This is a genomic window from Pseudaquabacterium inlustre (assembly GCF_038066595.1).
Taxonomy (GTDB): Bacteria; Pseudomonadota; Gammaproteobacteria; order Burkholderiales; family Burkholderiaceae_C; genus Pseudaquabacterium; species Pseudaquabacterium inlustre.
Genome location: NZ_JBBUTH010000009.1, coordinates 193,271 through 216,616, shown reverse-complemented (window position 1 = coordinate 216,616; position 23,346 = coordinate 193,271). Strand labels below are relative to the sequence as shown.

General features: G+C 70.5%; 18 protein-coding genes and 1 tRNA gene. 11 read left to right on the top strand and 8 right to left on the bottom strand.

The annotated features are described in order from the left end of the window. Window positions 1-119 precede the first annotated feature (119 nt). Complete coding sequence (gene fabI, locus AACH10_RS18420; RefSeq protein WP_341411949.1) at window positions 120-905, top strand: enoyl-ACP reductase FabI; 786 nt, start codon at window positions 120-122, stop codon at window positions 903-905. Window positions 906-977: 72 nt separating this feature from the next. Here the strand turns inward: fabI and AACH10_RS18415 are convergent, their stop codons facing one another. Further along, the gene (locus AACH10_RS18415; protein ID WP_341411948.1) at window positions 978-3,242 is read right to left on the bottom strand and encodes an Orn/Lys/Arg family decarboxylase; all 2,265 of its coding nucleotides are present in this window, start codon (window positions 3,240-3,242) and stop codon (window positions 978-980) included. Window positions 3,243-3,425: 183 nt separating this feature from the next. Between AACH10_RS18415 and AACH10_RS18410 the strand changes: the two genes are divergently transcribed. The 4 genes from AACH10_RS18410 to AACH10_RS18395 all read left to right on the top strand — a co-directional run bounded on the left by AACH10_RS18410 (window position 3,426) and on the right by AACH10_RS18395 (window position 6,209). Then, complete coding sequence (locus AACH10_RS18410; protein ID WP_341411947.1) at window positions 3,426-3,881, top strand: NfeD family protein; 456 nt, start codon at window positions 3,426-3,428, stop codon at window positions 3,879-3,881. A 97-nt stretch (window positions 3,882-3,978) separates the two neighbouring features. After that, on the top strand, window positions 3,979-4,908 hold the full coding sequence (locus AACH10_RS18405) for an SPFH domain-containing protein (protein ID WP_341411946.1): 930 nt from the start codon (window positions 3,979-3,981) through the stop codon (window positions 4,906-4,908). A 75-nt stretch (window positions 4,909-4,983) separates the two neighbouring features. After that, window positions 4,984-5,074: transfer RNA gene (locus AACH10_RS18400), tRNA-Ser, on the top strand. Window positions 5,075-5,231: 157 nt separating this feature from the next. Beyond that, window positions 5,232-6,209 carry a hypothetical protein gene (locus AACH10_RS18395; RefSeq protein ID WP_341411945.1) on the top strand — a complete coding sequence of 326 codons (978 nt, stop codon included), beginning with the start codon at window positions 5,232-5,234 and terminating at the stop codon, window positions 6,207-6,209. Window positions 6,210-6,224: 15 nt separating this feature from the next. Here the strand turns inward: AACH10_RS18395 and AACH10_RS18390 are convergent, their stop codons facing one another. From AACH10_RS18390 to glgC, 3 genes are all read right to left on the bottom strand, one after another. Next, window positions 6,225-7,883: a glycosyltransferase family 39 protein gene (locus AACH10_RS18390; RefSeq protein WP_341411944.1), complete on the bottom strand. Its 1,659-nt coding sequence runs from the start codon at window positions 7,881-7,883 to the stop codon at window positions 6,225-6,227. Between the two features lie 209 nt (window positions 7,884-8,092). Further along, window positions 8,093-9,547, bottom strand: coding sequence for a glycogen synthase GlgA (gene glgA / locus AACH10_RS18385; protein WP_341411943.1), 1,455 nt, complete (start codon window positions 9,545-9,547; stop codon window positions 8,093-8,095). After that, entirely contained in the window at window positions 9,547-10,860 is a 1,314-nt protein-coding gene (gene glgC / locus AACH10_RS18380; RefSeq protein ID WP_341411942.1) for a glucose-1-phosphate adenylyltransferase, read from the bottom strand. The genes glgA and glgC overlap by 1 nt, the downstream gene beginning before the upstream one ends. Before the next feature lie 151 nt (window positions 10,861-11,011). On the opposite strand from glgC, the gene AACH10_RS18375 reads away from it, so the two are divergent. Next, window positions 11,012-13,525 carry a glycogen/starch/alpha-glucan phosphorylase gene (locus tag AACH10_RS18375; protein ID WP_341411941.1) on the top strand — a complete coding sequence of 838 codons (2,514 nt, stop codon included), beginning with the start codon at window positions 11,012-11,014 and terminating at the stop codon, window positions 13,523-13,525. A 70-nt stretch (window positions 13,526-13,595) separates the two neighbouring features. Here AACH10_RS18375 and AACH10_RS18370 read toward each other — a convergent pair whose 3' ends face one another. The 3 genes from AACH10_RS18370 to AACH10_RS18360 form a co-directional block, all read right to left on the bottom strand. Next, complete coding sequence (locus AACH10_RS18370) at window positions 13,596-14,726, bottom strand: branched-chain amino acid ABC transporter substrate-binding protein (protein ID WP_341411940.1); 1,131 nt, start codon at window positions 14,724-14,726, stop codon at window positions 13,596-13,598. A gap of 183 nt (window positions 14,727-14,909) precedes the next feature. Next, on the bottom strand, window positions 14,910-15,368 hold the full coding sequence (locus AACH10_RS18365) for a DNA polymerase III subunit chi (protein ID WP_341411939.1): 459 nt from the start codon (window positions 15,366-15,368) through the stop codon (window positions 14,910-14,912). Window positions 15,369-15,396: 28 nt separating this feature from the next. After that, window positions 15,397-16,863 carry a leucyl aminopeptidase gene (locus tag AACH10_RS18360; RefSeq protein WP_341411938.1) on the bottom strand — a complete coding sequence of 489 codons (1,467 nt, stop codon included), beginning with the start codon at window positions 16,861-16,863 and terminating at the stop codon, window positions 15,397-15,399. Window positions 16,864-16,890: 27 nt separating this feature from the next. On the opposite strand from AACH10_RS18360, the gene lptF reads away from it, so the two are divergent. Genes lptF through AACH10_RS18335 form a run of 5 tightly spaced genes read left to right on the top strand, consistent with a single transcriptional unit; the run spans window position 16,891 to window position 21,722 of the window. Beyond that, on the top strand, window positions 16,891-18,024 hold the full coding sequence (gene lptF / locus AACH10_RS18355) for an LPS export ABC transporter permease LptF (RefSeq protein ID WP_341411937.1): 1,134 nt from the start codon (window positions 16,891-16,893) through the stop codon (window positions 18,022-18,024). Continuing rightward, on the top strand, window positions 18,021-19,130 hold the full coding sequence (gene lptG / locus AACH10_RS18350) for an LPS export ABC transporter permease LptG (protein WP_341411936.1): 1,110 nt from the start codon (window positions 18,021-18,023) through the stop codon (window positions 19,128-19,130). Before lptF ends, lptG begins: the two co-directional genes overlap by 4 nt. Then, window positions 19,127-19,579 (top strand): sirohydrochlorin chelatase, encoded by a 453-nt coding sequence (locus AACH10_RS18345; RefSeq protein ID WP_341411935.1) that lies wholly within the window; start codon window positions 19,127-19,129, stop codon window positions 19,577-19,579. The genes lptG and AACH10_RS18345 overlap by 4 nt, the downstream gene beginning before the upstream one ends. Then, window positions 19,576-20,538 carry a CysB family HTH-type transcriptional regulator gene (locus AACH10_RS18340; RefSeq protein ID WP_341411934.1) on the top strand — a complete coding sequence of 321 codons (963 nt, stop codon included), beginning with the start codon at window positions 19,576-19,578 and terminating at the stop codon, window positions 20,536-20,538. Before AACH10_RS18345 ends, AACH10_RS18340 begins: the two co-directional genes overlap by 4 nt. A gap of 23 nt (window positions 20,539-20,561) precedes the next feature. After that, a complete protein-coding gene (locus AACH10_RS18335; protein ID WP_341411933.1) occupies window positions 20,562-21,722 on the top strand; it encodes a pyridoxal phosphate-dependent aminotransferase in 1,161 nt (386 codons plus the stop codon). A gap of 34 nt (window positions 21,723-21,756) precedes the next feature. Here the strand turns inward: AACH10_RS18335 and AACH10_RS18330 are convergent, their stop codons facing one another. Then, complete coding sequence (locus AACH10_RS18330) at window positions 21,757-23,307, bottom strand: hypothetical protein (RefSeq protein WP_341411932.1); 1,551 nt, start codon at window positions 23,305-23,307, stop codon at window positions 21,757-21,759. Window positions 23,308-23,346: the final 39 nt, after the last annotated feature.

Sequence of the window (23,346 nt, the reverse complement as noted above, 5' to 3'; positions counted from 1 at the left end):
TTCAGCGAAAGACGGGATTGTAGCCTGCAAATGCTGTGCCCTCAAGCACGCCCGCAGTTTTGCGCCCTCAGCATGCGAGAATCGCGGGCTTCGATCGATTGAAGCCAAGGATCACCAGCATGGGATTTCTCGCCGGCAAGCGCCTGCTGATCACGGGCGTGTTGAACAACCGCTCCATCGCCTACGGCATCGCCCGGGCCTGCCACCGCGAAGGCGCGGAACTGGCCTTCAGCTACCAGGGCGAGCGCTTCAAAGAGCGCATCACCGAATTCGCCGCCGAGTTCGGCTCGACGCTGGTGTTCGACTGCGACGTGAGCGACGACGCGCAGATCGACCGGCTGTTTGCCGACCTGGGCCAGCACTGGGACCAGTTCGACGGCTTCGTGCACGCCATCGCCTTCGCGCCGCGCGAGGCGATTGCCGGTGACTTCCTCGACGGCCTGAGCCGCGAGAACTTCCGCATCGCGCACGACATCTCGTCGTACAGCTTTCCAGCCATGGCCAAGGCGGCCCTGCCCCGCCTGCGCCCCGGCGCCTCGCTGCTGACGCTGAGCTACCTGGGTGCGCAGCGCTACGTGCCCAACTACAACACCATGGGCCTGGCCAAGGCCAGCCTGGAGGCCAGCGTGCGCTTCCTGGCGCAGAGCGTGGGCGCCAAGGGCGTGCGCGTGAACGGCATCTCGGCCGGCCCGATCAAGACGCTGGCGGCCTCGGGCATCAAGGACTTCGGCAAGCTGCTGGCCGAGTTCGCCGCCACCACGCCGATCCGCCGCGCGATCACCATCGACGACGTCGGCAACACCGCCGCCTTCCTGCTGAGCGACCTGTCCGGCGGCATCTCGGCCGAGATCGTCTACGTGGACGGTGGTTTCAGCCACGTGGCCATCGGCAACCCCGAGGCCTGATCCGGCGGCGCATCCGAGCCACCATGACAAACGGCGCCCCGCGGGGCGCCGTTTTGCTGGGTGGCCGGGCCGTCAGGCCGCGTCGCGCACGCAGTCGACGTAGTAGCGCTTGCCGCCCTTGCCGTCGTCCTCGGCCACCAGGCCGTGCACGTCGGCAGCAAAGCCCGGGAAGCGGGCATTGAACGCACGCGTGAACTTCAGGTAGTCGCAGATCTTGCGGTTGAACCGCTCACCCGGGATCAGCAGCGGAATGCCCGGCGGGTACGGCGTCAGCAGGCTGGTGGTGATGCGGCCTTCCAGTGCATCGATATCGACCCGCTCGGTCTCGCGGCGGGCGATGTGGGCGTAGGCGTCGGTCGGGTTCATCGCCGGCTGCAGGTCGCTCAGGTACATCTCGGTGGTCAGCCGGGCGATGTCGCCCTCGGCATAGGCCTCGTGGATGGACTGGCACAGGTCCTTCAGGCCCATGCGCTCGTACTGCGGATGGGCGCGGCAGAACTCCGGCAGGATGCGCCACATCGGCGCGTTCTTGTCGTAGTCGTCCTTGAACTGCTGCAAGGCGGTCAGCATGGTGTTCCAGCGGCCCTTGGTGATGCCGATGGTGAACATGATGAAGAACGAGTACAGGCCGGTCTTCTCGACCACCACGCCGTGCTCGGCCAGGAACTTGGTCACCACGCCCGCCGGGATGCCGGTGGCGGCGAACTTGCCGTTGACATCCAGGCCCGGGGTGATGATGGTGCTCTTGATCGGGTCGAGCAGGTTGAAGCCCTCGGCCAGCGGGCCGAAGCCGTGCCACTCTTCATCAGCACGCAGCGTCCACTCGTCGGCGCGGCCGATGCCCTCCTCGGCCAGCGCATCCGGGCCCCAGACCTTGAACCACCAGTCGTGGCCGTATTCCTCGTCCACCTTGCGCATGGCGCGGCGGAAGTCCAGCGATTCGCTGATGCTCTCCTCCACCAGCGCGGTGCCGCCGGGCGGCTCCATCATCGCGGCCGCCACATCGCAGCTGGCGATGATGGCGTACTGCGGGCTGGTGCTGGTGTGCATCAGGTAGGCCTCGTTGAAGAGGTGGCGGTCCAGGTGCACGGTCTGCGAGTCCTGCACCAGCACCTGCGAGGCCTGGGACAGGCCGGCCAGCAGCTTGTGCGTGGACTGCGTGGCATACACCATGGCCTGCTTGGGCCGCTCACGCTTCTTGCCCATCGCATGGAAGCTGCCGTAGAACGGGTGGAAGGCGGCGTGCGGCAGCCAGGCCTCGTCGAAGTGCAGCGTGTCGATGTAGCCGTCGAGCTCGCGCTTGATGGTCTCGGTGTTGTAGAGCACGCCGTCGTAGGTGCTCTGGGTCAGCGTCAGGATGCGCGGCTTGGCAGCCTTGGGGTCGACGCCGGCCAGCAGCGGGTTGGCGGCAATCTTGCGCTCGATGGCCTCGCGGCTGAACTCGCTCTTCGGGATCGGGCCGATGATGCCGTAGTGGTTGCGCGTGGGCGTCAGGAACACGGGGATGGCCCCGGTCATGATGATCGAGTGCAGGATGCTCTTGTGGCAGTTGCGGTCGACCACCACCACGTCGCCGGGCGCCACCGTGTGGTGCCACACCATCTTGTTCGAGGTGCTGGTGCCGTTGGTGACGAAGAAGCAATGGTCGGCATTGAAGATGCGCGCGGCGTTCTTCTCGCTGTCGTACACCGGGCCGGTGTGGTCGAGCAGCTGGCCCAGCTCTTCCACCGCATTGCACACGTCGGCGCGCAGCATGTTCTCGCCGAAGAACTGGTGGAACATCTGGCCCACCGGGCTCTTCAGGAATGCCACGCCGCCCGAGTGGCCGGGGCAGTGCCAGCTGTACGAGCCGTCCTGCGCGTAGTCCATCAGCGCCTTGAAGAACGGCGGCGCCAGGCCATCCAGGTAGCTCTTGGCCTCGCGGATGATGTGACGCGCCACAAACTCGGGCGTGTCCTCGAACATGTGGATGAAGCCGTGCAGCTCGCGCAGGATGTCGTTCGGGATGTGCTGGCTGGTGCGCGTCTCGCCGTAGATGTAGATCGGGATGTCGGCGTTCTTGCGCCGGATCTCCTCGATGAAGGTGCGCAGGTTCAGCACCGCCGGATCGAGCTCGGGGCCGGGCGTGAACTCCTCGTCGTCGATCGACAGGATGAAGGCCGAGGCACGGCTTTGCTGCTGCGCGAACTGCGCCAGGTCGCCGTAGCTGGTGACGCCCAGCACCTCGAAGCCCTCTTTCTCGATGGCTGCGGCCAGGGCGCGGATGCCCAGGCCCGAGGTGTTCTCGGAGCGGAAATCCTCATCAATGATCACGATGGGGAAACGAAAACGCAGCATCGGCGGCTCCAGTGGCCAGGGGTGATGGAAAACCCGAAATCTCGGCGAAGGCGCGAAGTGTAGGGCCGTGCGGTGGCTGTGCCGTGACCGCCCTCGCCGCCCGCGGTGACTACACTGTCGGCGAGCCGCCCCGACCGGGGCGGTGCACGCTTCCAACGCGACCCTGCAGGCTGGGAGGCCCTGGTGACCTGGACGAACGCAACCCTGTGGTGGCTGGCCAGCGGCGGCCTGGTGATCGCCGAGCTGCTGAGTGGCACCTTCTACCTGCTGATGCTGGCCATCGGCACCGCGGCCGGTGCCCTGGCCGCCCACGCCGGCCTGGGGCCGCAGGGCCAGATGCTGGTGGCGGCGCTGGTGGGCGGCGGTGCCGTGGGGCTGTGGCACCTGCGGCGCCAGGGCCGGCCCGGCGCACCGGCGGCGCAGGCCAATCCCGACGTGAACCTCGACATCGGCCAGACCGTGCTGGTGAGCCAGTGGCAACCCGACGGCAGCGCCCGCGTGCAGCACCGCGGCGCGGCCTGGGACGCCCGCTACGCCGGCGCCGGCACGCCCGCGGCCGGTGCGCATGTCATCCAGGCCATCGCCGGCACCTGCCTGATGCTGACACCGGCCGCGGCAGCGCCGCACCCGGTGGCCTGATCGCGCCACGGCGGCACGCCCGTCGACACCACGGCGCAGCCGCACACCGGTCGCGCTCCCTCTTCCCACCACGGCCGGTCCGCCGGCCCCGCATGCCATGGAAATCGTCCTCGTCCTGCTCGTCATCGCCGCGCTGTTCGTGGTGCGCTCGATCAAGGTGGTGCCGCAGCAGCACGCCTGGGTGGTCGAACGCCTGGGCAAGTACCACGTCACGCTGTCGCCGGGCCTGAACTTCGTGGTGCCTTTCGTCGACCGCGTGGCGCACACGCACTCGCTCAAGGAGATCCCGCTCGATGTGCCCAGCCAGGTGTGCATCACCAAGGACAACACCCAGCTCACGGTGGACGGCATCCTGTACTTCCAGGTCACCGAAGCCATGCGCGCCAGCTACGGCTCGAGCAACTACATCGTGGCCATCACCCAGCTGGCGCAGACCACGCTGCGCAGCGTGATCGGCAAGATGGAGCTCGACCGCACCTTCGAGGAACGCGCCGCGATCAACGCCGCCGTGGTGGACGCGCTGGACGAGGCCGCGGTGAACTGGGGCGTCAAGGTGCTGCGCTACGAAATCAAGGACCTGACGCCGCCGGGCGAGATCCTGCACGCGATGCAGGCGCAGATCACCGCCGAGCGCGAAAAGCGGGCGCTGATCGCCGCCAGCGAGGGCCGGCGCCAGGAACAGATCAACATCGCCACCGGCGAGCGCGAGGCGGCGATCGCCCGCAGCGAGGGCGCCAAGCAGGCCGAGATCAACAAGGCCCAGGGCGAAGCGGCTGCCATCGAGGCGGTGGCCGAGGCTTCGGCCGACGCCATCCGCACCATTGCCGCGGCCATCCGCGAGCCCGGAGGCGATGCGGCCGTGCAGCTGAAGGTGGCCGAACGCGCCATCGAGGCCTATGCCGGCCTGGCGCGCAGCAGCACCGCGCTGGTGGTGCCCGGCAACCTGAGCGAGGTGTCGGGCCTGATCGCCAGCGCGCTGAACGTGGTGCAGCACGGCCAGAAGGCCCCCGCGCCCCCGAAGCCCTGAGGCGAGCGGCGTGACGCACGCCACGGCAGGCCCCGGACAAGCCCTCGGCCTGGGCTAGAATCACAGGCTGACCACGGAGAGATGGATGAGTGGTTTAAGTCGCACGCCTGGAAAGCGTGTGTGGGTTAACAGCCCACCGCGGGTTCGAATCCCGCTCTCTCCGCCAGATCGATCTGCCTGACGCGCTCGACGCGACACAACATCACAAAGCCCCGGGAGCGCTGCGACATGCGCGCCGGGGCTTTTTTTGTTTTTTCGATCGTCGTTTCGCGACGCCGGACGCGCCGGGCGGGTTTTCAGGGCCACCTTGCCGAGAAGTACCGATGCCCTCGCCCGCGATCGAAACGCCAGGCCTGGCGCCTGACGAGCCGCCAGCCGCCGCCGGCTGGACCGAATGTCCGCGCTGCGGCGAGCCCTGGGTGGCCGACAGCCCGTACTGCACCAATTGCGGCTGGGTGCCCGAGCCCGCCAACGCGGCCGACGTTGCCGCACCCGGGGCCCTGGATGCCCGTGTGGTGCCGGCGGTGGCGCTGGGGCTGGGCGGCCTGGCCCTGGCGGCCATGGCCTGGGGCTGGCTGGGACTGCAAGGCGACGCACCGGCGCCCAGGCCGGCACCGAAGCCCGCGCCAATGCCCACGCTGGCCGCTGCGCTGCCGGCCGCGGCATCGATGCCGGCCGCACCGCCCGTGCCGGCGTCGCAACCCATGCCGATGCCCGTGCCCGTGCCCGTGCCCATGCCTGTGGCCGACGCCGCGGCACCGCCGGTGGCTTCAGCGCCGACACCGGCCCCTGCACCGGCACCGGCCCCGGCCGTACCGCCGGTGCGGCACGCCACGGCGCCCGCGCCGGTCGCCACCCCGGTGGCGGCCTTGTCGGCGGCCCGATCCGCTGCCGGCGCGTCGGCGACCTCGGTCGCCGAGGCTGCGGCGACGGTGAACGCCGAACGCTTCGCCAGGGAGTGGCTGGCCGCCGAATCGGCGCAGGATGCGGCCGACGCCGCGCTGGCACGCTCGCGGCCGCTGTATGCCGAGCGGGTGGACTACCGCGGTCAGGCCGGCGCGGACTGGGCGCTCATCCTGGCCGACAAGACCGAGTTCGCCCGCCGCTGGCCCAAGCGCCAGTACCAGCTGCTCGCCGTGCAGGAGGCGCGGGTCGACGCCCAGGGCCGGCTGGACACCCGCCTGCAGCTGCGCTGGCGCCTGGAGAACCAGGGCCGCTGGCGCGAAGGCACGTCCACCGCCGTGCTGCGCCTGCAGCGCATCGACGGGCAGTGGCGCATCGTGGCCGAGTCGGGGGCCTGAGCGCCGCCGCGGGCCTCAGAGCCCGCCCAGGGAATCTGCCAGCGGGTCGGCCGCCGGCGGCGCGCGGCGCTGCACGGCCAGTGCCGCTGCGGGGCAACGGTCGACGCGCTCGCTGAGCACCTCCACACCCCACCACAGCCCCTGCCCGCCGGGCACGGCCTGCGCCTGCACGGCGGCCGGCGGGCGGTCGCCGGCATCGCCCACCCACAGCACCGCGCACAGCGCGCTCAGGTCCTCGGGCAGCCACGGGCTCAGTTCGGGGCGGCCATCCACCAGCACCAGCGGCCGCTCGGGCAGGCGCAGCGCCAGCACGCTGACCAGGCGCTGGCGACCGGCGATCACCCGCACCGGGCCGCCGATGGCGGCGCGCGCCTGCGGGCCGATGGCATCGGCCACGCGCTGTGAATCGAACTGCGACGAACGGTGCTGGCTGAACACCGGCCGCGGCAGCCGGTGCTGCTGCCAGGCCCAGGCGGCCAGCACCGCCTGCACCAGCACGAAGCCCGCCAGCGCGTGGGCCAGGCGCACGCGCTGCCAGCGCCAGGCACCGCTGAAGTGGATCAGCGCGGCGCAGGTCAGTGGCATGAAGGCCGTGCCCCAGTTCATGTGCATGCGCGCATTCAGCATCACCGCCATCAGCGGCATCCACAGCAGCGGCAGCAGGCCGAAGCAGAACAGCAAGGCGCCCACGCCCGACGGCCCGCTGGCGGCCTCGCCCGGTCCGGCCGGGGCTGCGTCGCCGCCACGGCGCCAGCCCATGGCCACCGGTCCCCAGGCCCGCACGCCGCGGCGCAGCCGGTCGAGTTGCAGGCCCAGGCCGAGCAGCAGCGGCCCGGCCAGCTGGGCGAGTTGATCGCCCACCCAGCGCATCGCATCCACCGAGCACTGCACCCGGGTGTGGCGGCCGGTCAGCGCGTTCTGGCGCGCGTAGTCGAAGGGCTGGAAGTCATGATTCACCAGCCACAGCAGGTGCGGTGAGACCACGGCCAGCGCGATGACCGCGGCCTCGGCAAGCCCGCGGCGGTACTCGGCCTGGCGCCAGCCCTGGCGCAACACCCAGAAGACGAAGGCGGCGCCCGCGGTCAGCGAGACCTGGTACTTGGCCAGCGCGCCCAGGCCCAGGGCCAGACCCAGGCCCCACCAGGCCAGCCGCCGGCCCGAATGGCTGTGCGCGGCGAACGCGTGCCAGACGCACCAGGCGCCGGCCAGATGGGCCAGCATCAGCAGCGTGTCGTGGTTGAAGTAGGCCAGACGCAGGCTGTAGTAGCCCACGCACAGCGTGGCCAACAGGGCCAGCAGGGCCTGGCGTGCCCCGGTCAGACGCAGCAGCAGCCGGTGCAGGATCAGCAGCGAGGCCAGGTTCACCGCCGCGGCCGCGGCATAGGTGGCCGTCTCGGTGAGGCCCAGCACCTGCACGAACGGCCACAGCAGCACCGTCGGCAGCGGCGGGTGCTTGTAGTAGCCCCATTCGAGCGAACGCACCCAGCTCAGTTGCTCGGCGTTGTCGACCGGCGGCGACTGCGTGCTGAGCCCCGTCCACACCAACCACAGCACCAGCCAGGCCAGCAGCACGCCCGCGCGGGGGAACTGGCCGGCCAGTTGCTCGGACCATTGCCGCAGGCCGGGCTGCCAGACTCGGGTGCCGGGAAGTTGCAGGAACGGGGGCTGGGACATGGGCCGGTACAGCAGCAGAACGGCCGACATCCCGGCGGTGCCGCTCGTGGCGGCCCGCCCGATCCCATCGACGTTGCGTTCTTGGTTTGTTACGCAACGTATCTTTACAGTTTTGCAACTTGCTTCACAGTGGTGTGTGCCCGGATGCGGTCATCCGGTGGCGTCTCACCACCCGAACCGGGGGCCGCAGCCCCCTGCGTACACCCGGTTCAGCCCGCCACCAGGCGTGGCGCGCGCTGGCGCGCGGCCACCGCGCGCTCGTACAGGGCCAGGTAGTCGCGGGCCGGGCCGGCCCAGGACAGGTCTTGCGCCATGCCGGCTGCGGCCACCGTCCACCAGCGCGCGGCATCGGCACGCAGCACCACGGCACGGCGCACCGCGGCCGCGAAGGCCGTGGGCGTGGCCTCGTCGAAGACGAAGCCGGTGGCGCCGTCGGCCACCGTGTCGGCCAGGCCGCCGACACGGCGCACGATGGGCAGCGTGCCGTAGCGCAGGCCGTACATCTGGGTCAGGCCGCAGGGCTCGAAGCGCGAGGGCACGGCGATGGCGTCGGCGCCGGCGATCAGGCGGTGGGCACGGGCCTCGTCGTAGCCGATGTGCACGACCACGCGGCCGGGGTGCGCCTCCTGGGCCATGCGGAAGGCCGCCTCGAAGGCCGGATCGCCCGTGCCCTGCACGGCGAACTGCACCCCTTCGGCCACCAGCGCGGGCAGCGCGGCCAGCACCAGGTCGAGCCCCTTTTGCGAGGTCAGCCGGCTGACCACGGTGACGAGCAGCGCCGCCCCGTCCGGCGCCAGGCCCATCTCGGCCTGCAGGGCCTGCCGGCAGGCCGCCTTGCCGGCGCGCTGGCTGACGTCGTAGCGGCTGGCGATGGCGGCATCGGTGGCGGGGTTCCACACCTGCGGGTCGATGCCGTTGAGGATGCCCCAGACATCGCCGCGCCGGCCCTGGATCACGCCCTCCAGACCACAGCCGAACTCGGCCGTGGCGATCTCGCGCGCATAGCCGGGGCTCACCGTGGTGACGGCATCGGCGAACTTCAGCCCGGCCTTCATGAACGACAGCTGGCCGTGGAACTCGAGGCCCGCCGGCGACATGAAGCCCGAGCGCAGCCCCAGCAGCGCCCAGTCGTCGTGCGCGAACAAGCCCTGGAACGCCAGGTTGTGGATCGTGAACACCGAGGCCGCCGTGGTGGGCCGGTGCTCGGCCATGTAGGCACAGGTCATGGCCGCATGCCAGTCGTGCGCGTGCACCAGATCGGGCACCCAGTCGGGGTCGGCCTCGCCGGCCGCCAGATGGGCCGCCACCCAGCCCAGCAGCGCAAAGCGCTGCAGGTTGTCGGGCCATTCGCTGCCGTCGTCGGCCTGGTAAGGACTGCCGCCGCGGCGGTACAGGTAGGGCGCGTCGACCAGGTACACCGGCAGCTGGGTGCCCGGCATGCGACCCTTGAGCAGGCGCACGCGCATGGCGCCAAACACCGCGCCGATGTCCAGCACCACGCGCGGTGACTGCACGGCCTCCAGCACCGCCGGCAAGCCCGGCAGCAGCAGGCGCACATCGGCCCCTTGCGCGGCCAGCGCCGGTGGCAGCGCCGCCACCACGTCGGCCAGGCCGCCCGTCTTGACCAGCGGATAGACCTCCGCCGCCACATGCAGCACGCGCATCAGGACGGCACCCCCGCGCCTTCCGGGCCGGCATTGGCGCCGGTGCCGTTGGCCAGCGCCGCCAGCATCGGCCGCGTCACCAGGGTCACGCCCTGCTCGCTGCGGTGGAAGCGCCGCGCGTCCTCGGCCGCGTCCTCGCCGATCACCATGCCGTCGGGGATGCTGCAGCCGCGGTCGACCACCACCTTGGTCAGGCGGGCACCGCGGCCCACCTGCACACCGGGCATCAGCACGCTCCAGTTGACCTTGGCATGCGAGTGCACGCGCACGCTGGAGAACAGCACCGAGCGGAACACCGCACCCGAGACGATGCAGCCGCCCGACACCAGCGACTCGATGGCCATGCCGCGCCGGTCGTCGGCGTTGTGCACGAACTTGGCTGGCGGCAGCTGCGGCTGGTAGGTCCAGATCGGCCAGCGCGTGTCGTACAGGTTCAGCTCGGGGTCGGTGGCGGTGAGGTCGATGTTGGCGTCCCAGAACGCGTCGATCGTGCCCACGTCACGCCAGTACGGTGCGCTGCCGTGCTTGCTGCCCACGCAGCTCATCTCGAACGGATGGGCCACGGCCTGGCCGCGCTTGACGATGGCCGGGATGATGTCCTTGCCGAAGTCGTGGCTGCTGTTCGGGTCGGCCATGTCACGCTCGAGCTCGCGGTACAGGAAGCGCGCGTTGAACACGTAGATGCCCATGCTGGCCAGCGAACGCTCGGGCTTGCCCGGCATGGCCGGCGGATCGGCCGGCTTCTCGACGAACTCGACGATGTTGCGCTGCTCGTCCACCGCCATCACACCGAAGGCATGGGCCTCGGCACGCGGCACCTCGATGCAGCCCACGGTGCATTCGCGCCCGCGCGCCACATGGTCGGCCAGCATCAGCGCGTAGTTCATCTTGTAGATGTGGTCACCGGCCAGCACCACGATGTAGTCGGCGCGGTAGGCGGCCAGGATGTCCTGGTTCTGGTAGACGGCGTCGGCCGTGCCGCGGTACCAGCTTTCTTCGTCCACCCGCTGCTGCGCCGGCAGCAGGTCGACGAACTCGTTCATCTCGCCCTTCAGGAAGGCCCAGCCGCGCTGCAGGTGGCGCAGCAGGCTGTGGCTCTTGTACTGGGTGATGACGCCGATGCGGCGGATGCCCGAGTTCAGGCAGTTGCTGAGCGCGAAATCGACGATGCGGAACTTGCCGCCAAAGTACACCGCCGGCTTGGCGCGGTTGTCGGTGAGGTTCTTCAGGCGGCTGCCGCGGCCGCCGGCCAGCACCAGGGCGACGGCGCGCTTGGGCAGATCGAGGCTGGTGGCCAGCTCATGGTGGTTCATCGAAGGCATGACGGGATCACCCACTGCGCCGGCATACCGCCGCGGGCCCCCTGCCCGCGCCCCATGCCGGCTTGCTGTTGCATGGTGCCATGCCGCCATGGGCTTTCGCACGGCATGCGGCATCAATAATGCGATTCACATGCCAGCCACCATGCCCACCGACCCGACCCCCACCCCCGACCGCCCCGACACGCCGCACGGCCTGCCGTCGGATGCCCTGCCCCGCCCCGCCGACGCGCCGGCCGGCCTGGCCCGCCGCATCGAGCAGCACCTGCTGCACACCATGGCCGTGGCGCCGCAGGCCGCCGGGCCGGTGGAACTGCTGGGGGCCGTGTCGCAGGCGGCGCGCAGCGAGCTCTCGCGCCGATGGGTGCAGGCCGATGCGGCCGATCGCGCCGCCCAGGCGCGCCGCGTGGTCTACCTGTCGATGGAGTTCCTGATCGGCCGCAGCCTGGGCAACGCCCTGGGCGCGCTCGACCTGAGTGCAGAAGCTGCCGCCAGCGTGGCCACCCATGCGCGCACGCTGGAGGAAATCGAGGACCAGGAGCGCGATGCCGCCCTCGGCAATGGCGGCCTGGGGCGCCTGGCGGCCTGCTTCCTGGATTCGATGGCCACGCTGGGCCTGCCGTCCTATGGCTACGGCATCCGCTACGAGTTCGGCATGTTCGCGCAGAGCATCCAAGGTGGCCGCCAGGTCGAGCACCCCGACCCCTGGCTGGAGGATGGCACGCCCTGGGAGTTTCCACGCCCCGGCGTGGTGCATCCGGTGCGCTTCGGGGGCTGGGTCGAGCATCCGGAGTCGCCCGACGTGCCGCCGGTCTGGCGCCATGCCGGCACGGTGCAGGCCAAGGCCTACGACATGGTGGTGCCGGGCCACGGCACCGAGCGCGTCAGCACGCTGCGGCTGTGGAAGGCGGTGGCGCCCGCGCACATCGACCTGCACGCCTTCAACAGCGGCGACTACGCCCGCGCCGCCGAGTTCAAGAACGCCTTCGAGAACATCTCGTGGGTGCTGTACCCCAACGACAGCACGCCGGCCGGCCGCGAACTGCGGCTGAAGCAGGAGTACTTCTTCACCTCGGCCTCGATCCAGGATGTGCTGGCACGGCACCTGGCCGAGCACGGCCGGCTCACCAACCTGGCCGACAAAGTGGCCATCCACCTGAACGACACGCATCCGGCCATCGGCGTGGCCGAGTTGCTGCGCCTGCTGGTGGACGAGCACGGCTTTGCCTGGACGCCGGCCTGGCGCATCACGCAGCGGGTGTTCAGCTACACCAACCACACGCTGATGCCCGAGGCGCTGGAGACCTGGCCGGTGAGCCTGTTCCAGCAGGTGCTGCCGCGGCACCTGGAGATCATCTTCCGCATCAACCACGAGCTGATGGTCGAGGCCCAGGCGGCGCGGCCGGGCGACCTGGACTTCATGCGCCGCCTGTCGCTGATCGACGAGAACGGCGAACGCCGCGTGCGCATGGCGCACCTGGCCGTGGCCGGCAGCCACCAGGTCAACGGCGTGTCGGCGCTGCACTCGCAGCTGCTGGTGCAGACCATCTTCGCCGACTTCGCGGCGCTGTGGCCCGACCGGTTCTCCAACGTCACCAATGGCGTCACGCCGCGGCGCTGGCTGGCCCAGGCCAATGCGCCGCTGGCCGGCCTGATCGACCGCCGCATCGGCCCCGGCTGGCGGCGTGACCTGGACCAGCTGGTGCACTTGAAGCCACTGGCCGACGACGCCGCCTTCCGCAGCGAGTTCCTGGCCGCCAAGCAGGCCAACAAGCAGCGCCTGGCCCGCGTGATCGCCGAGACCACCGGCATCGCGGTCGATGCGGCCAGCCTGTTCGACGTGCAGGTCAAGCGCTTCCACGAGTACAAGCGCCAGCTGCTCAACGTGCTGCACGTGGTGACGCGCTACCGCGCCATCCTGGCCCAGCCCAACGGCCCCGACGGCCAGGGCTGGCAGCCGCGCACGGTGATCTTCGCCGGCAAGGCGGCCTCGGGCTATGCCATGGCCAAGCAGATCATCCGGCTGATCCACGATGTGGGCCGCGTCATCAACCACGACCCGCGCATCGGCGACAGGCTCAAGCTGGTGTTCATCCCGAACTACGGCGTCTCGCTGGCTGAAGCGATCATGCCTGGCGCCGACCTGTCCGAGCAGATCAGCACCGCAGGCACCGAGGCCTCGGGCACCGGCAACATGAAGCTGGCTCTCAACGGCGCGCTGACCATCGGCACCGACGACGGCGCCAACATCGAGATCCGCCAGGCCGTGGGCGATGACAACATCTTCATCTTCGGCCGCCGCGCCAGCGAGGTGACGGCCATCCGCGCGGCGGGTTATCAGCCGATGCGGCTGTACGAGAGCCTGCCGCAGCTGAAGGCCGTGCTCGATGCCATCGCCTCGGGTGCCTTCAGCCCCGACGAGCCCGGCCGCTACCGCGGCCTGGTGGATGCGCTGCTGTGGGGCGGCGACCACTACCTGCTGCTGGCCGACTACGAAGACTACGTGGCGACGCAGCTGAAGGTGGATGCGCGCTACCGCGACCGCGAGGCCTGGGCACGCCAGGCCATTGCCAACGTGGCGGCGATGGGCGTGTTCTCGGCCGACCGCGCCATCGGCGAGTACGCGCGCCGCATCTGGCAGGTGGCACCGCAGGCCTGACGCCCGGCGGCCATGCCCCATGAAAAACGGCGCCCGAGGGCGCCGTTGTGCTGTGCGTTTGAACCGATGATCAGTTCAGCGGCACCTTCTTGCCGTCCTTGTAGACGTACAGGGTCATGGCGGGGTTCTTCAGCTCGCCATCGGCCTCGAAGCCGACCTTGGTGGTCACGCCCTGGTAGTTCGTCTCGAACAGCTTGGCGGTGTACACCTTGGGGTCGGCCGAGCCGGCGCGCACCATGGCGTCGACCAGCACGTGCACGGCGTCGTAGGTGTAGGGCGAATAGACCTGGAACTGCTTCGGGTACTTGGCTTCGTACTTGGCCATCCAGGCCTTGCCGCCAGGCATCTTGTCCAGCGAGGCGCCGCCTTCGGCGCAGATCACGCCGCCCAGGGCCTTGGCACCGCCCGACAGCTCGGCCAGCTTGGCCGTGCAGATGCCGTCGCCGCCGAAGAACTTGACGTTGCTCAGACCCAGCTGGTCCATCTGGCGCAGCATCGGGCCGGCTTGCGGGTCCATGCCGCCGTAGAACACGCCGTCCGGGGCCTTGCTCTTGATGGCGGTCAGGATGGCCATGAAGTCGGTGGCCTTGTCGTTCGTGAACTGCTCGTCCACGATCTGGATGCCACGGGCCTGGGCCGTCTTCTTGAACACCTCGGCCACGCCCTGACCGTAGGCGGTGCGGTCGTCGATGATGGCGACCTTCTTCAGCTTCAGGTTGTTGGCGGCGTGCAGGGCCAGACCAGCGCCCAGGGCGTTGTCATTGGCCAGCAGGCGGAAGGTGGTCTTGTAGCCCTGCTGCGTCAGCTTGGGGTTGGTGGCCGACGGGGTGATGTGCGGGATGCCGCACTGGTTGTACACCGTGGACGCCGGGATCGTGGTGCCCGAGTTCAGGTGGCCGACCACGCCGTTGACCTTGGCGTCGCACAGCTTCTGCGCAGCGGCCGTGCCCTGCTTCGGATCGGCGGCGTCGTCTTCGGCCACCAGTTCCAGCTTGACCTTCTTGCCGCCGATCGTCACGCCCTTGGCGTTGAGTTCCTCGACCGCCATGCGGGCGCCGTTCTCGTTGTCCTTGCCGTAGTGGGCCTGTGCGCCCGACACCGGGCCGACGTGGCCGATCTTGACGACCACTTCCTGGGCCATGGCCGTGCCGCTGAGCACGGTGGCGGCCGCAGCGACGATCAGATTGAGCTTGGCTTGCATTAAAAAAACCTCCGGGTGGAAGAAAGGTGAGGTCGCCTGCGGGACAGGCGGTTTTCTCAACGGGCGGAACGATACACCTGTTGACAAGGCCGTCCCTGACGCCCCGCATCGGGGCTTGCACCTAGTCAACAGGCGTTCAGCCTGTGCGTGCACGCAAGCCGCGTGCCCATGAACGCACAGGCGTCAGCCGGCCTGGCCGCCCGGCTCGGGGCGGGTTTGTGCATGGGCGCGCGGGCTCAGGCCGGCGGCCTTGTACTGGCGCCAGCGCTCGCGGCCGGCCGCCACCTCGTCGGGTCCGTCGGCCACGATCTCGATCACGCGCGGCCAGGCCGCGGTGTCGGGCAAGGCCTGGGGCCCCAGGTTCACCAGCACGTCGCGCACGCCGGCATCGGCCGCCTGGTCGGCCAGCCACAGCGGTGTGCGCGCCAGCACCGGCGCGATGGCCTGGCCGGCACGCAGCCGCGCATGGGGGATGAACTCGCCGGGCTCGAAGGTCCACAGCAGCTGGTCGAGCCGCTGCAGCTCGGCCGGCTGACCGGTGACCACCACCTGCTTGCCTGCGCGCAATGCCTTGCGCAGCAGGCGGCAGGCGTAGCCGAGCTTGTCGGCCACGCCGGTGTGGAAGTCGATCGCCTGCGTCATGCCGGTCCCGCGGCGCCTGTGCCGCCGCTCACTTGGCCTGCGACAGCAGCCAGTGCGTCAGCAGGCCCACCGGCCGGCCGGTGCCGCCCTTGGCCGCGCCCTGCTTCCAGGCCGTGCCGGCGATGTCCAGGTGCGCCCAGCGCAGCTTGGCCGTGAAGCGCTGCAGGAACTTGGCCGCGGTGATGGCACCGCCAGCGCGGCCGCCCACATTGCCCATGTCGGCGAAGTTGCTCTTCAGCGCCTCGTCGTACTCGTCGTCCACCGGCATGCGCCAGCAGGGATCGAGTGCCGCGTCGCCAGCGGCCTGCAGCGCGGCGGCCAGTTCGTCGTCGGGGCTGAACAGGCCCGAGCGCACGCCGCCAAGGGCGATCACGCAGGCGCCGGTCAACGTGGCGATGTCGACCACGGCCGCGGGCTTGAAGCGCTCGGCATAGGTCAGCGCGTCGCACAGGATCAGGCGGCCTTCGGCATCGGTGTTGAGGATCTCGATGGTCTGCCCGCTCATGCTGGTGACCACGTCGCCCGGCTTCACCGCGCGGCCGCCCGGCATGTTCTCGGTGGCCGGCACGATGGCCACCAAGTTCAGCTTGGGCTTGAGTTCGGCGATGGCGCGCATGGTGCCCAGCACGCTGGCGGCGCCGCCCATGTCGAACTTCATCTCGTCCATCTCGGCGCCGGGCTTCAGCGAGATGCCGCCGGTGTCGAAGGTGATGCCCTTGCCCACCAGCACCAGCGGTGTCACGGTCTTGGCGGCACCCTGGTAATGCATGACGATGAACTTGGGCGGCTCGGCCGAGCCTTGCGCCACCGACAGGAAGCTGCCCATGCCCAGCGCCTCGCAGTGCTTGCGGTCCAGCACCTCGACCTTCAGGCCATGGCTGCGGCCCAGCTTGCGCGCCTGGGCGGCCAGCACGCTGGGCGTGCAGTGGTTGCCCGGCAGGTTGGCCAGCTCGCGCGCCAGGCCCACGCCCTCGGCGATGGCCGCGCCACGCGCAAAGCCCTGCGCGGCGGCGGCGGCTTCGGCTTTGCCGGCCACCAGCAGCGTGAGCTTGGCCAGGGCCGGTGCGGCGGGCGCACTGGGCTTGGTGGCGCGGTAGACGTACACCACCTCGGCCGCAGCGGCGGCCAGCACCTCGGCCAGGGTGTCGGCCGGCGGTGCGTCGGCAGCGGCCAGTTGCACCGCCAGATGCTTCACGCCCAGGCCCTTCACCAGGCCCAGGCCGGCCAGCGCGGCCGACTTCAGCGCCTTGGCGCTGCCGTCCTTGGCCACGGCCACCGCCACGCGCGGCGCCTTCAGCCCGGCCACGCGGCCGAGGTAGGCACTCTTGCCGGCCTTCAGCGCCAGGTCACCCTGGGTCACGGCCTGCTGGACGGCTTCGGCCAGTGTGGGATCGATCGCTGCCGGCAGGGTGTCGCCCACCACCAGCAACAGGATGGCATCGGCGCTGACGCGGCTTGTGGCCTCGGGCGCGCTCACGAGAGTCTTGCAATCCATAATTCGCTCTGGTTAGAAGAGCCAAGAATGTTATTCGATTCAACTGTGCGGCGAGAGCTGGCGAGGAGTTTCGGGGCCACCCTCGTGGTGATCCTGACCATCGTGATCACGATGATGCTGATCCGCACCCTGGGCATGGCGGCCGGCGGCAACGTGGCGCCCGAGGACGTGGTGCTGGTGCTGGGCTACTTTGCGCTGGGCCACCTGCCCACCATGCTGTCGCTGTCGCTGTTCATCGCGGTGGTGGTCACGCTGGGGCGCATGTACCGCGACAGCGAGATGGTGATCTGGTTCGCCAGTGGCGTGGGTCTGGGCCGCTTCGTGCGGCCGGTGCTGCGCATGGCCTGGCCGGTGCTGCTGGCCGTGGGCCTGCTGCTGCTGTTCGTGTGGCCCTGGGGCAACCAGGCCGGCACCGAGCTGCGCGGCCGCTACGAGCAGCGCTCGGACCTGTCGCGCGTCACGCCCGGCGTGTTCCAGACCTCGCGCGACGGCAGCCGCGTGTTCTTCATCGACCGCGCCAGCCAGGCCGCCGGCAACGGTGCCGGTGTGGAGGGCCAGAACGTGTTCGTGCTGGCCCAGCGCGACACGGTGGAATCGGTCACCTCCGCGCACAAGGGCCGGCTGGTGGATGTGGGCGAGCAGCGCATGCTGCAGCTCGACGAAGGCCAGCGCAACGAGGTGGACAGTGCCAGCGGCGTGCGCACGCTCAGCAGCTTTGCGCGCTACCGCGTGGCGGTGAGCGATGCCGCCGCGCGCAGCGCCGAGGAGCGCCCGCCCAAGGCCACCAGCACGCTCGGCCTGCTGCGCAACCCCACGCCGCGCAACCAGGGTGAGCTGGCCTGGCGCTTCGGCCTGCTGCTGGCTGCGGCCAACCTGCTGCTGCTGGGCGTGGGCCTGTCGGCCACCCAGCCGCGCCGCGCCTCCAACTGGAACCTGCTGCTGGCGCTGCTGAGCTTCGTGGCCTACTTCAACCTGATCAACCTGACCCAGACCTGGGTGGCCAGCGGCCGCATGGGCATGGGCGTGGCGCTGGCTGGCATCCACGGCGCGGTGTTCGTGCTGGCGCTGGGGCTGATCTGGTGGCGCGACCACGCCACCGTGTGGCGCGCCATGCTCGCACGCCAGGGCCGCGCCGGCCGTGCGGCAGGAGGTGGCGCATGAGGACCGTGCGGCGCCTGCTCTACCGCGACATCGGCTGGTCGGTGGTGTTCGTGGGCCTGGCCTTCCTGAGCCTGTTCTTCTTCATCGATTTCGTCGACGAGCTGGAGGACGTGGGGCGCGGCAGCTACACGCTGGCCCGCGCGCTGCTGCGCACGCTGCTGCTGGTGCCGGGGCACTTCTACGAGCTGTTCCCGATCGCGGTGCTGATCGGCACCATCTACGCCATGGCCAGGCTGGCGCAGTCGTCCGAGTTCACCATCCTGCGCACCGCCGGCCTGGGGCCTGGGCGGGCACTGCGCCTGCTGGCCGTGCCTGGCGTGCTGTTCGCGCTGCTGACCTTCGGCGTGGGCGACTACCTGGCACCGATCACCGAGCGCGAGGCGGTGGCCATCAAGGCCGGCAACCGCACCATGAGCCTGGGCCGCACCGGCGCCTGGCTGAAGGAGCACCGCGACGGGCCCGAGGGCCCGCGCGCCGTGTCGGTGAACGTGCAGGCCGTGGCGGGCGTGGGCGAGCTGCGCGGCGTGCGCATCTTCGAATTCGACGACCAGGGCCGGCTGCGCACCCGGCTGGAGGCCACCGAGGCCAGCGTGCGCGACGGCCACTGGCAGCTGCGCCAGGTGCAGCGCACCGACTGGCCCACGCCCGAGGCGGCCCATGCCGGCCAGGCGCTGCGCCAGCGCAGCCTGCCCGCGCAGGACTGGCCCAGCAGCCTGCAGGCCACCGTGGTGACGGCCGCGCTGCTGCCGGTGCAGACCATGTCCACGCTGGACCTGTGGCGCTACACCCGCCACCTGGCCAACCAGTCGCAGGAGGTGCAGCGCCACGAGATCCAGTTCTGGAAGAAGGCCCTGTACCCGCTGGCCTGCGTGGTGATGGTGGCCTTGGCCCTGCCCTTCGCCTACCTGCATGCGCGCGCGGGCGGCGTGAGCTTCAAGGTCTTCGGCGGCATCATGCTGGGCATCAGCTTCGTGCTGCTGAACAACGCCGCCGGCCACCTGGGCCTGTTGCGCCACTGGGAGCCCTGGATGGCCGCCGCGGCCCCCAGCCTGCTGTACCTGCTGATCTCGATGGCCGCCTTCGCATGGCTGGTGAGGTACCGATGACATCCGACACCCCTTCCTCCCCCGCGGCGGCCGAAGCTCCGCGCGGCCTGCTGCTGTTCGCCCATGGTGCGCGCGATCCGCTGTGGGCGCGGCCGTTCCAGGCCGTGGCCGCGCACTGCCGCCAGGCGCGTGGCGAGGCACCCGGCCTGCCCGAGGCGGACAGCCGCGTGGCCCTCGCCTTCCTGGAATTCATGCAGCCCACCCTGGTGGACGCCGGTGCACGGCTGGCCGGCGCCGGCTGCACGCAGGTGGACATCGTGCCGCTGTTCCTGGGGGCCGGCGGCCATGTGCGCAAGGATCTGCCGGCCCTGGTGGCGCAGCTGGAGGCCGCGCACCCCGGCGTGCAGTGGCATCTGCGCCGCGCCGTCGGCGAGGCCGAGGCCGTGGTGCAGGCCATGGCCGGCGTGGCGCTGGGCGCCGCCGATCTGCCGCTGGTCACGCTGCGATGAACCTGCACCAGTTCCGCTTCGTGCAGGAGGCGGTTCGCCGCAACCTCAACCTCACCGAGACGGCCAAGGCGCTCTACACCTCGCAGCCGGGCATCAGCAAGGCCATCCTCGAGCTGGAGGAGGAGCTGGGCGTGGACATCTTCGCGCGCCACGGCAAGCGCCTGAAGCGCGTCACCGAGCCCGGCCAACTGGTGCTGCAGTCGATCGAGATCATCATGCGCGAGGTGGCCAACCTCAAGCGCATCGGCGACGAGTTCAGCAAGCAGGACGCCGGCACGCTGTCGATCGCCACCACGCATTCGCAGGCGCGCTATGTGCTGCCCGAGCCGGTGGCCCAGCTGCGCCGGCAGTTTCCCAAGGTGCAGGTGCAGATGCACCAGGGCACGCCGGGCGACGTGGCGCGCATGCTGATCGACGACGTGGCCGAGATCGGCCTGGCCACCGAGGCGCTGGCCGACCATCCCAACCTCGTCTCGCTGCCCTGCTATGACTGGGAGCATGTGATCGTGGTGCCGGCCGAGCACAAGCTGGCTGGCATGGAACGGCTCACGCTGGAGCAGCTGGCCGCCGAGCCGCTGGTGACCTACCACCCCACCTTCAGCGGCCGCACGCGCATCGACACCGCCTTCGCCCGCGCCCGGCTCAAGCCCAACATCGCGCTGGAGGCCATCGACGCCGACGTCATCAAGACCTATGTGAAGCTGGGCATGGGCGTGGGCGTGGTGGCCGAGATGGCGGTGCGCGGCGACGCGCCCGAGGCCACCGGCCTGGTGGTGCTGCGCGCCGGCCACCTGTTCGGCACCAACACCTCGCGCGTCGCGTTCAAGCGCGGCGCCTACCTGCGCCACTTCGTCTACGCCTTCGCCGGCCTGCTGTCCGACCGGCTGACCCGGCCGATGATCGAGCGGGCGATGGCCGAGCGCGGCGGCGCCGACGCCGCCTCGAACTACGAACTCTGACCCGACGCACGCTGCCCCCACCCATGAGCACCCCTCGCACGCCCCTGCCCCCCAGCCGCCTGCCCAACGTGGGCACCACCATCTTCACCGTGATGTCGGCGCTGGCCGCCGAGCATGGCGCGGTGAACCTGGGCCAGGGCTTCCCCGATTTCGACTGCGACCCCGCGCTGCTGGCCTGCGTGCAGCAGGCCATGGCCGAGGGCCTGAACCAGTACCCGCCGATGGCCGGCGTGGCGCCGCTGCGCGAGGCCATGGCCGCCAAGATCAGCACGCTGTATGGCCACCGCTATGACGCGGCCAGCGAGATCACCGTCACCGCCGGCGCCACGCAGGCCATCCTGACCGCCATCCTGGCCATCGTGGGCCCGGGCGACGAGGTCATCGTGCTGGAGCCCAACTACGACAGCTACGTGCCCAACATCGAGCTGGCCGGTGGCGTGGTGGTGCGCGTGGCCTTGCAGGCCGGCACGTTCCGGCCCGATTTCGACGCCATCGCCGCGGCCATCACGCCGCGCACCCGGGCCATCATCGTCAACACGCCGCACAACCCCAGTGCCAGCATCTGGCGCCAGGCCGACATGCAGCGCCTGGCCGAGATCCTGGCGCCGACCGACGTGCTGCTGATCAGCGACGAGGTCTACGAGCACATGGTCTACGACGGCGAGCCGCATGCCAGTGCGGCGCGCATCCCCGAGCTGGCGGCGCGCAGCTTCGTCATCAGCAGCTTCGGCAAGACCTACCACGTCACCGGCTGGAAGGTGGGCACCGTCGCCGCACCCGCGCCGCTGACGGCCGAGTTCCGCAAGGTGCACCAGTTCAACGTGTTCACGGTCAACACGCCGATGCAGCACGGCCTGGCGCGGTTCATGGCCGACCCGAAGCCCTACCTGGATCTGCCGGCCTTCTACCAGCACAAGCGCGACCTGTTCCGCGCCGGGCTGGCCGGCACGCGCTTCCAGCTGCTGCCCAGCGAGGGCAGCTACTTCCAGGTGGTGGACTACAGCGCCATCAGCAGCCTGAACGAGGCCGACTTCTGCCGCTGGCTCACCACCGAGATCGGCGTCGCGGCCATCCCACTGTCGGCCTTCTACGGCGACGGCCGCAACCAGGGGCTGGTGCGCTTTTGCTACGCCAAGCGCGACGAGACGCTGCAGGCCGCACTGGCCCGCCTGGCGCGGCTCTGAGCCACCGGCTGCATCGCAACGAGGGCCGTCGCGCTCAGCCGCGCCGGCTCGGCGTGGTGGGCAGCGGCTGCGGGCTGTCGTCGAGGTCGGCGAAATCCGAGCTGCTCAGGTCCACGTCACTGAAACCCGCCGGCTGCGTGAACTCGCGCGGCGGCGGCGTCAGCTGGCCCAGGTCGATGTCGAGCGCCATGTCCAGGTCGATGCGCGGCGGCGGCAGGTCGCTGCTGCGCAGTGTCACGGTGCGGTCGCCCACCGCCTGGCCCGGCGACACGGCCGGCCGCTCGTTCAGCCGCGCCCATTCGCCGGTGCGGCCACCCAGTCCTTCGTCCGAGAACAGGCCCAGGTGCGGTCGCGGCGAGGTGGTGTCCTGGTCGTTCAGGTCATCGTCCAGCGGCAGCAGCACATCCACCTGACGCTGCGCGGGGGCCGGCGCCAGGGCGTCCAGATCGCGCGCCACGGCATACAGCAGCAGCAGTTCGCGGTAGGCCGGCAGCTCGAACAGCTCGCCCTCCTGGCGGCGGAACAGCAAGGCCTCGAGCTCGGCCATCGCGTCCAGCGGCGCGGCCCACAGGCGCTGCAGGCGCTCGACCACGCCGGGATAGTCCTCCAGCAGGCGGCCGGCTTCCAGATCGGCTTCCCAGTCGGGGGCATAGGCGTTGAAGCGCAGGTTGAAGCGGCTGCGCGTGCGCTCGTAGGCCTCGGCCTGCCCCTGCTGGCGGTAGACCTCCAGCAGCTTGAGGTACGGCAGCGGGCTGGTGCCGCCGGTGCTGCGGATGTGGCCGACGAGCAGGTCGATGGCCGCATCCTCCTGGCCCAGCACCATGAAGAAGTCGACCTGCTGTTCCAGATCGAGCAGTTCCTCCACGGTGACGTCGCGCGGCTCGTGCCCGGTCAGCGAGAGTTCGCCATTCGCCGACGCGGGCACGGTCAGCGCCGCGCGTGGCGTGGCCACGGCCGGGCGGGTCAAGGTGCCGGTATCGGAGCCGTAGGTCGCCATCGCGCCGGCCAGGGTGGTGGGCGCACCCAGCGACGGCCCCCGACTGCTGCCCGGAAACAGGCCCGACCCCGCATCGGCCAGCGGTGTCGCCGGCGCACCGGCCTTTGGCGCAGCGCTCGGCGCGGCGCCTGCCGCGGCCGGCTTGCGGGCGGTCGACGCCGCATCGAATGCCGAGAGCTCCGCGGCCATGGCGGCGCGCGGTTGGCGGCCGTTGCGCTGGGTCTGCGCCAGGCGCAGACCGAACCAGCCCGCCAGGCCCAGGCTGAACACCAGGCCCAGGCCCACCCAGGGCAGCCAGTGGCTGGCGCTGTCGGCATCGGCCTGGCGCTGACGCAACTGGCGCACCAGTTCTCGCTGGGCTTGCAGATCGGCGCGTAGGCTGGCCAGTTCGCCAGCCGCCAGGGTGTCCGCCGCCGTGGGGGCCGTCGGCGCGCCGGATGACGTGATCGCGGCGGGGCTGGCCACCGCGCTCGCCGCCGTTGCCGCCGGGTCCGGCGCGGTGCCCTGCGCCAATGCCCCGCAGCCATGCCACAGCACGGCGCTCAACAGCGCGGCACGCAGGAAGCGGAGGTGGGCGCGGCTCGCCATGCGGGGGGACTGCAGCTTGGGCGGCGGAGGGTGAAAAGT

Excerpts from the sequence above, each read along its gene's own strand:
- AACH10_RS18335 (WP_341411933.1), top strand. The coding sequence starts at position 20,562 with ATGAGCACCCCTCGCACGCCCCTGCCCCCCAGCCGCCTGCCCAACGTG.
- lptG (WP_341411936.1), top strand. The coding sequence starts at position 18,021 with ATGAGGACCGTGCGGCGCCTGCTCTACCGCGACATCGGCTGGTCGGTG.
- AACH10_RS18375 (WP_341411941.1), top strand. The coding sequence starts at position 11,012 with ATGCCCACCGACCCGACCCCCACCCCCGACCGCCCCGACACGCCGCAC.
- AACH10_RS18390 (WP_341411944.1), bottom strand. The coding sequence starts at position 7,883 with ATGTCCCAGCCCCCGTTCCTGCAACTTCCCGGCACCCGAGTCTGGCAG.
- fabI (WP_341411949.1), top strand. The coding sequence starts at position 120 with ATGGGATTTCTCGCCGGCAAGCGCCTGCTGATCACGGGCGTGTTGAAC.
- AACH10_RS18395 (WP_341411945.1), top strand. The coding sequence starts at position 5,232 with ATGCCCTCGCCCGCGATCGAAACGCCAGGCCTGGCGCCTGACGAGCCG.
- glgC (WP_341411942.1), bottom strand. The coding sequence starts at position 10,860 with ATGAACCACCATGAGCTGGCCACCAGCCTCGATCTGCCCAAGCGCGCC.
- AACH10_RS18340 (WP_341411934.1), top strand. The coding sequence starts at position 19,576 with ATGAACCTGCACCAGTTCCGCTTCGTGCAGGAGGCGGTTCGCCGCAAC.
- glgA (WP_341411943.1), bottom strand. The coding sequence starts at position 9,547 with ATGCGCGTGCTGCATGTGGCGGCGGAGGTCTATCCGCTGGTCAAGACG.
- AACH10_RS18365 (WP_341411939.1), bottom strand. The coding sequence starts at position 15,368 with ATGACGCAGGCGATCGACTTCCACACCGGCGTGGCCGACAAGCTCGGC.
- AACH10_RS18360 (WP_341411938.1), bottom strand. The coding sequence starts at position 16,863 with ATGGATTGCAAGACTCTCGTGAGCGCGCCCGAGGCCACAAGCCGCGTC.
- lptF (WP_341411937.1), top strand. The coding sequence starts at position 16,891 with ATGTTATTCGATTCAACTGTGCGGCGAGAGCTGGCGAGGAGTTTCGGG.
- AACH10_RS18415 (WP_341411948.1), bottom strand. The coding sequence starts at position 3,242 with ATGCTGCGTTTTCGTTTCCCCATCGTGATCATTGATGAGGATTTCCGC.
- AACH10_RS18345 (WP_341411935.1), top strand. The coding sequence starts at position 19,127 with ATGACATCCGACACCCCTTCCTCCCCCGCGGCGGCCGAAGCTCCGCGC.
- AACH10_RS18405 (WP_341411946.1), top strand. The coding sequence starts at position 3,979 with ATGGAAATCGTCCTCGTCCTGCTCGTCATCGCCGCGCTGTTCGTGGTG.
- AACH10_RS18370 (WP_341411940.1), bottom strand. The coding sequence starts at position 14,726 with ATGCAAGCCAAGCTCAATCTGATCGTCGCTGCGGCCGCCACCGTGCTC.
- AACH10_RS18330 (WP_341411932.1), bottom strand. The coding sequence starts at position 23,307 with ATGGCGAGCCGCGCCCACCTCCGCTTCCTGCGTGCCGCGCTGTTGAGC.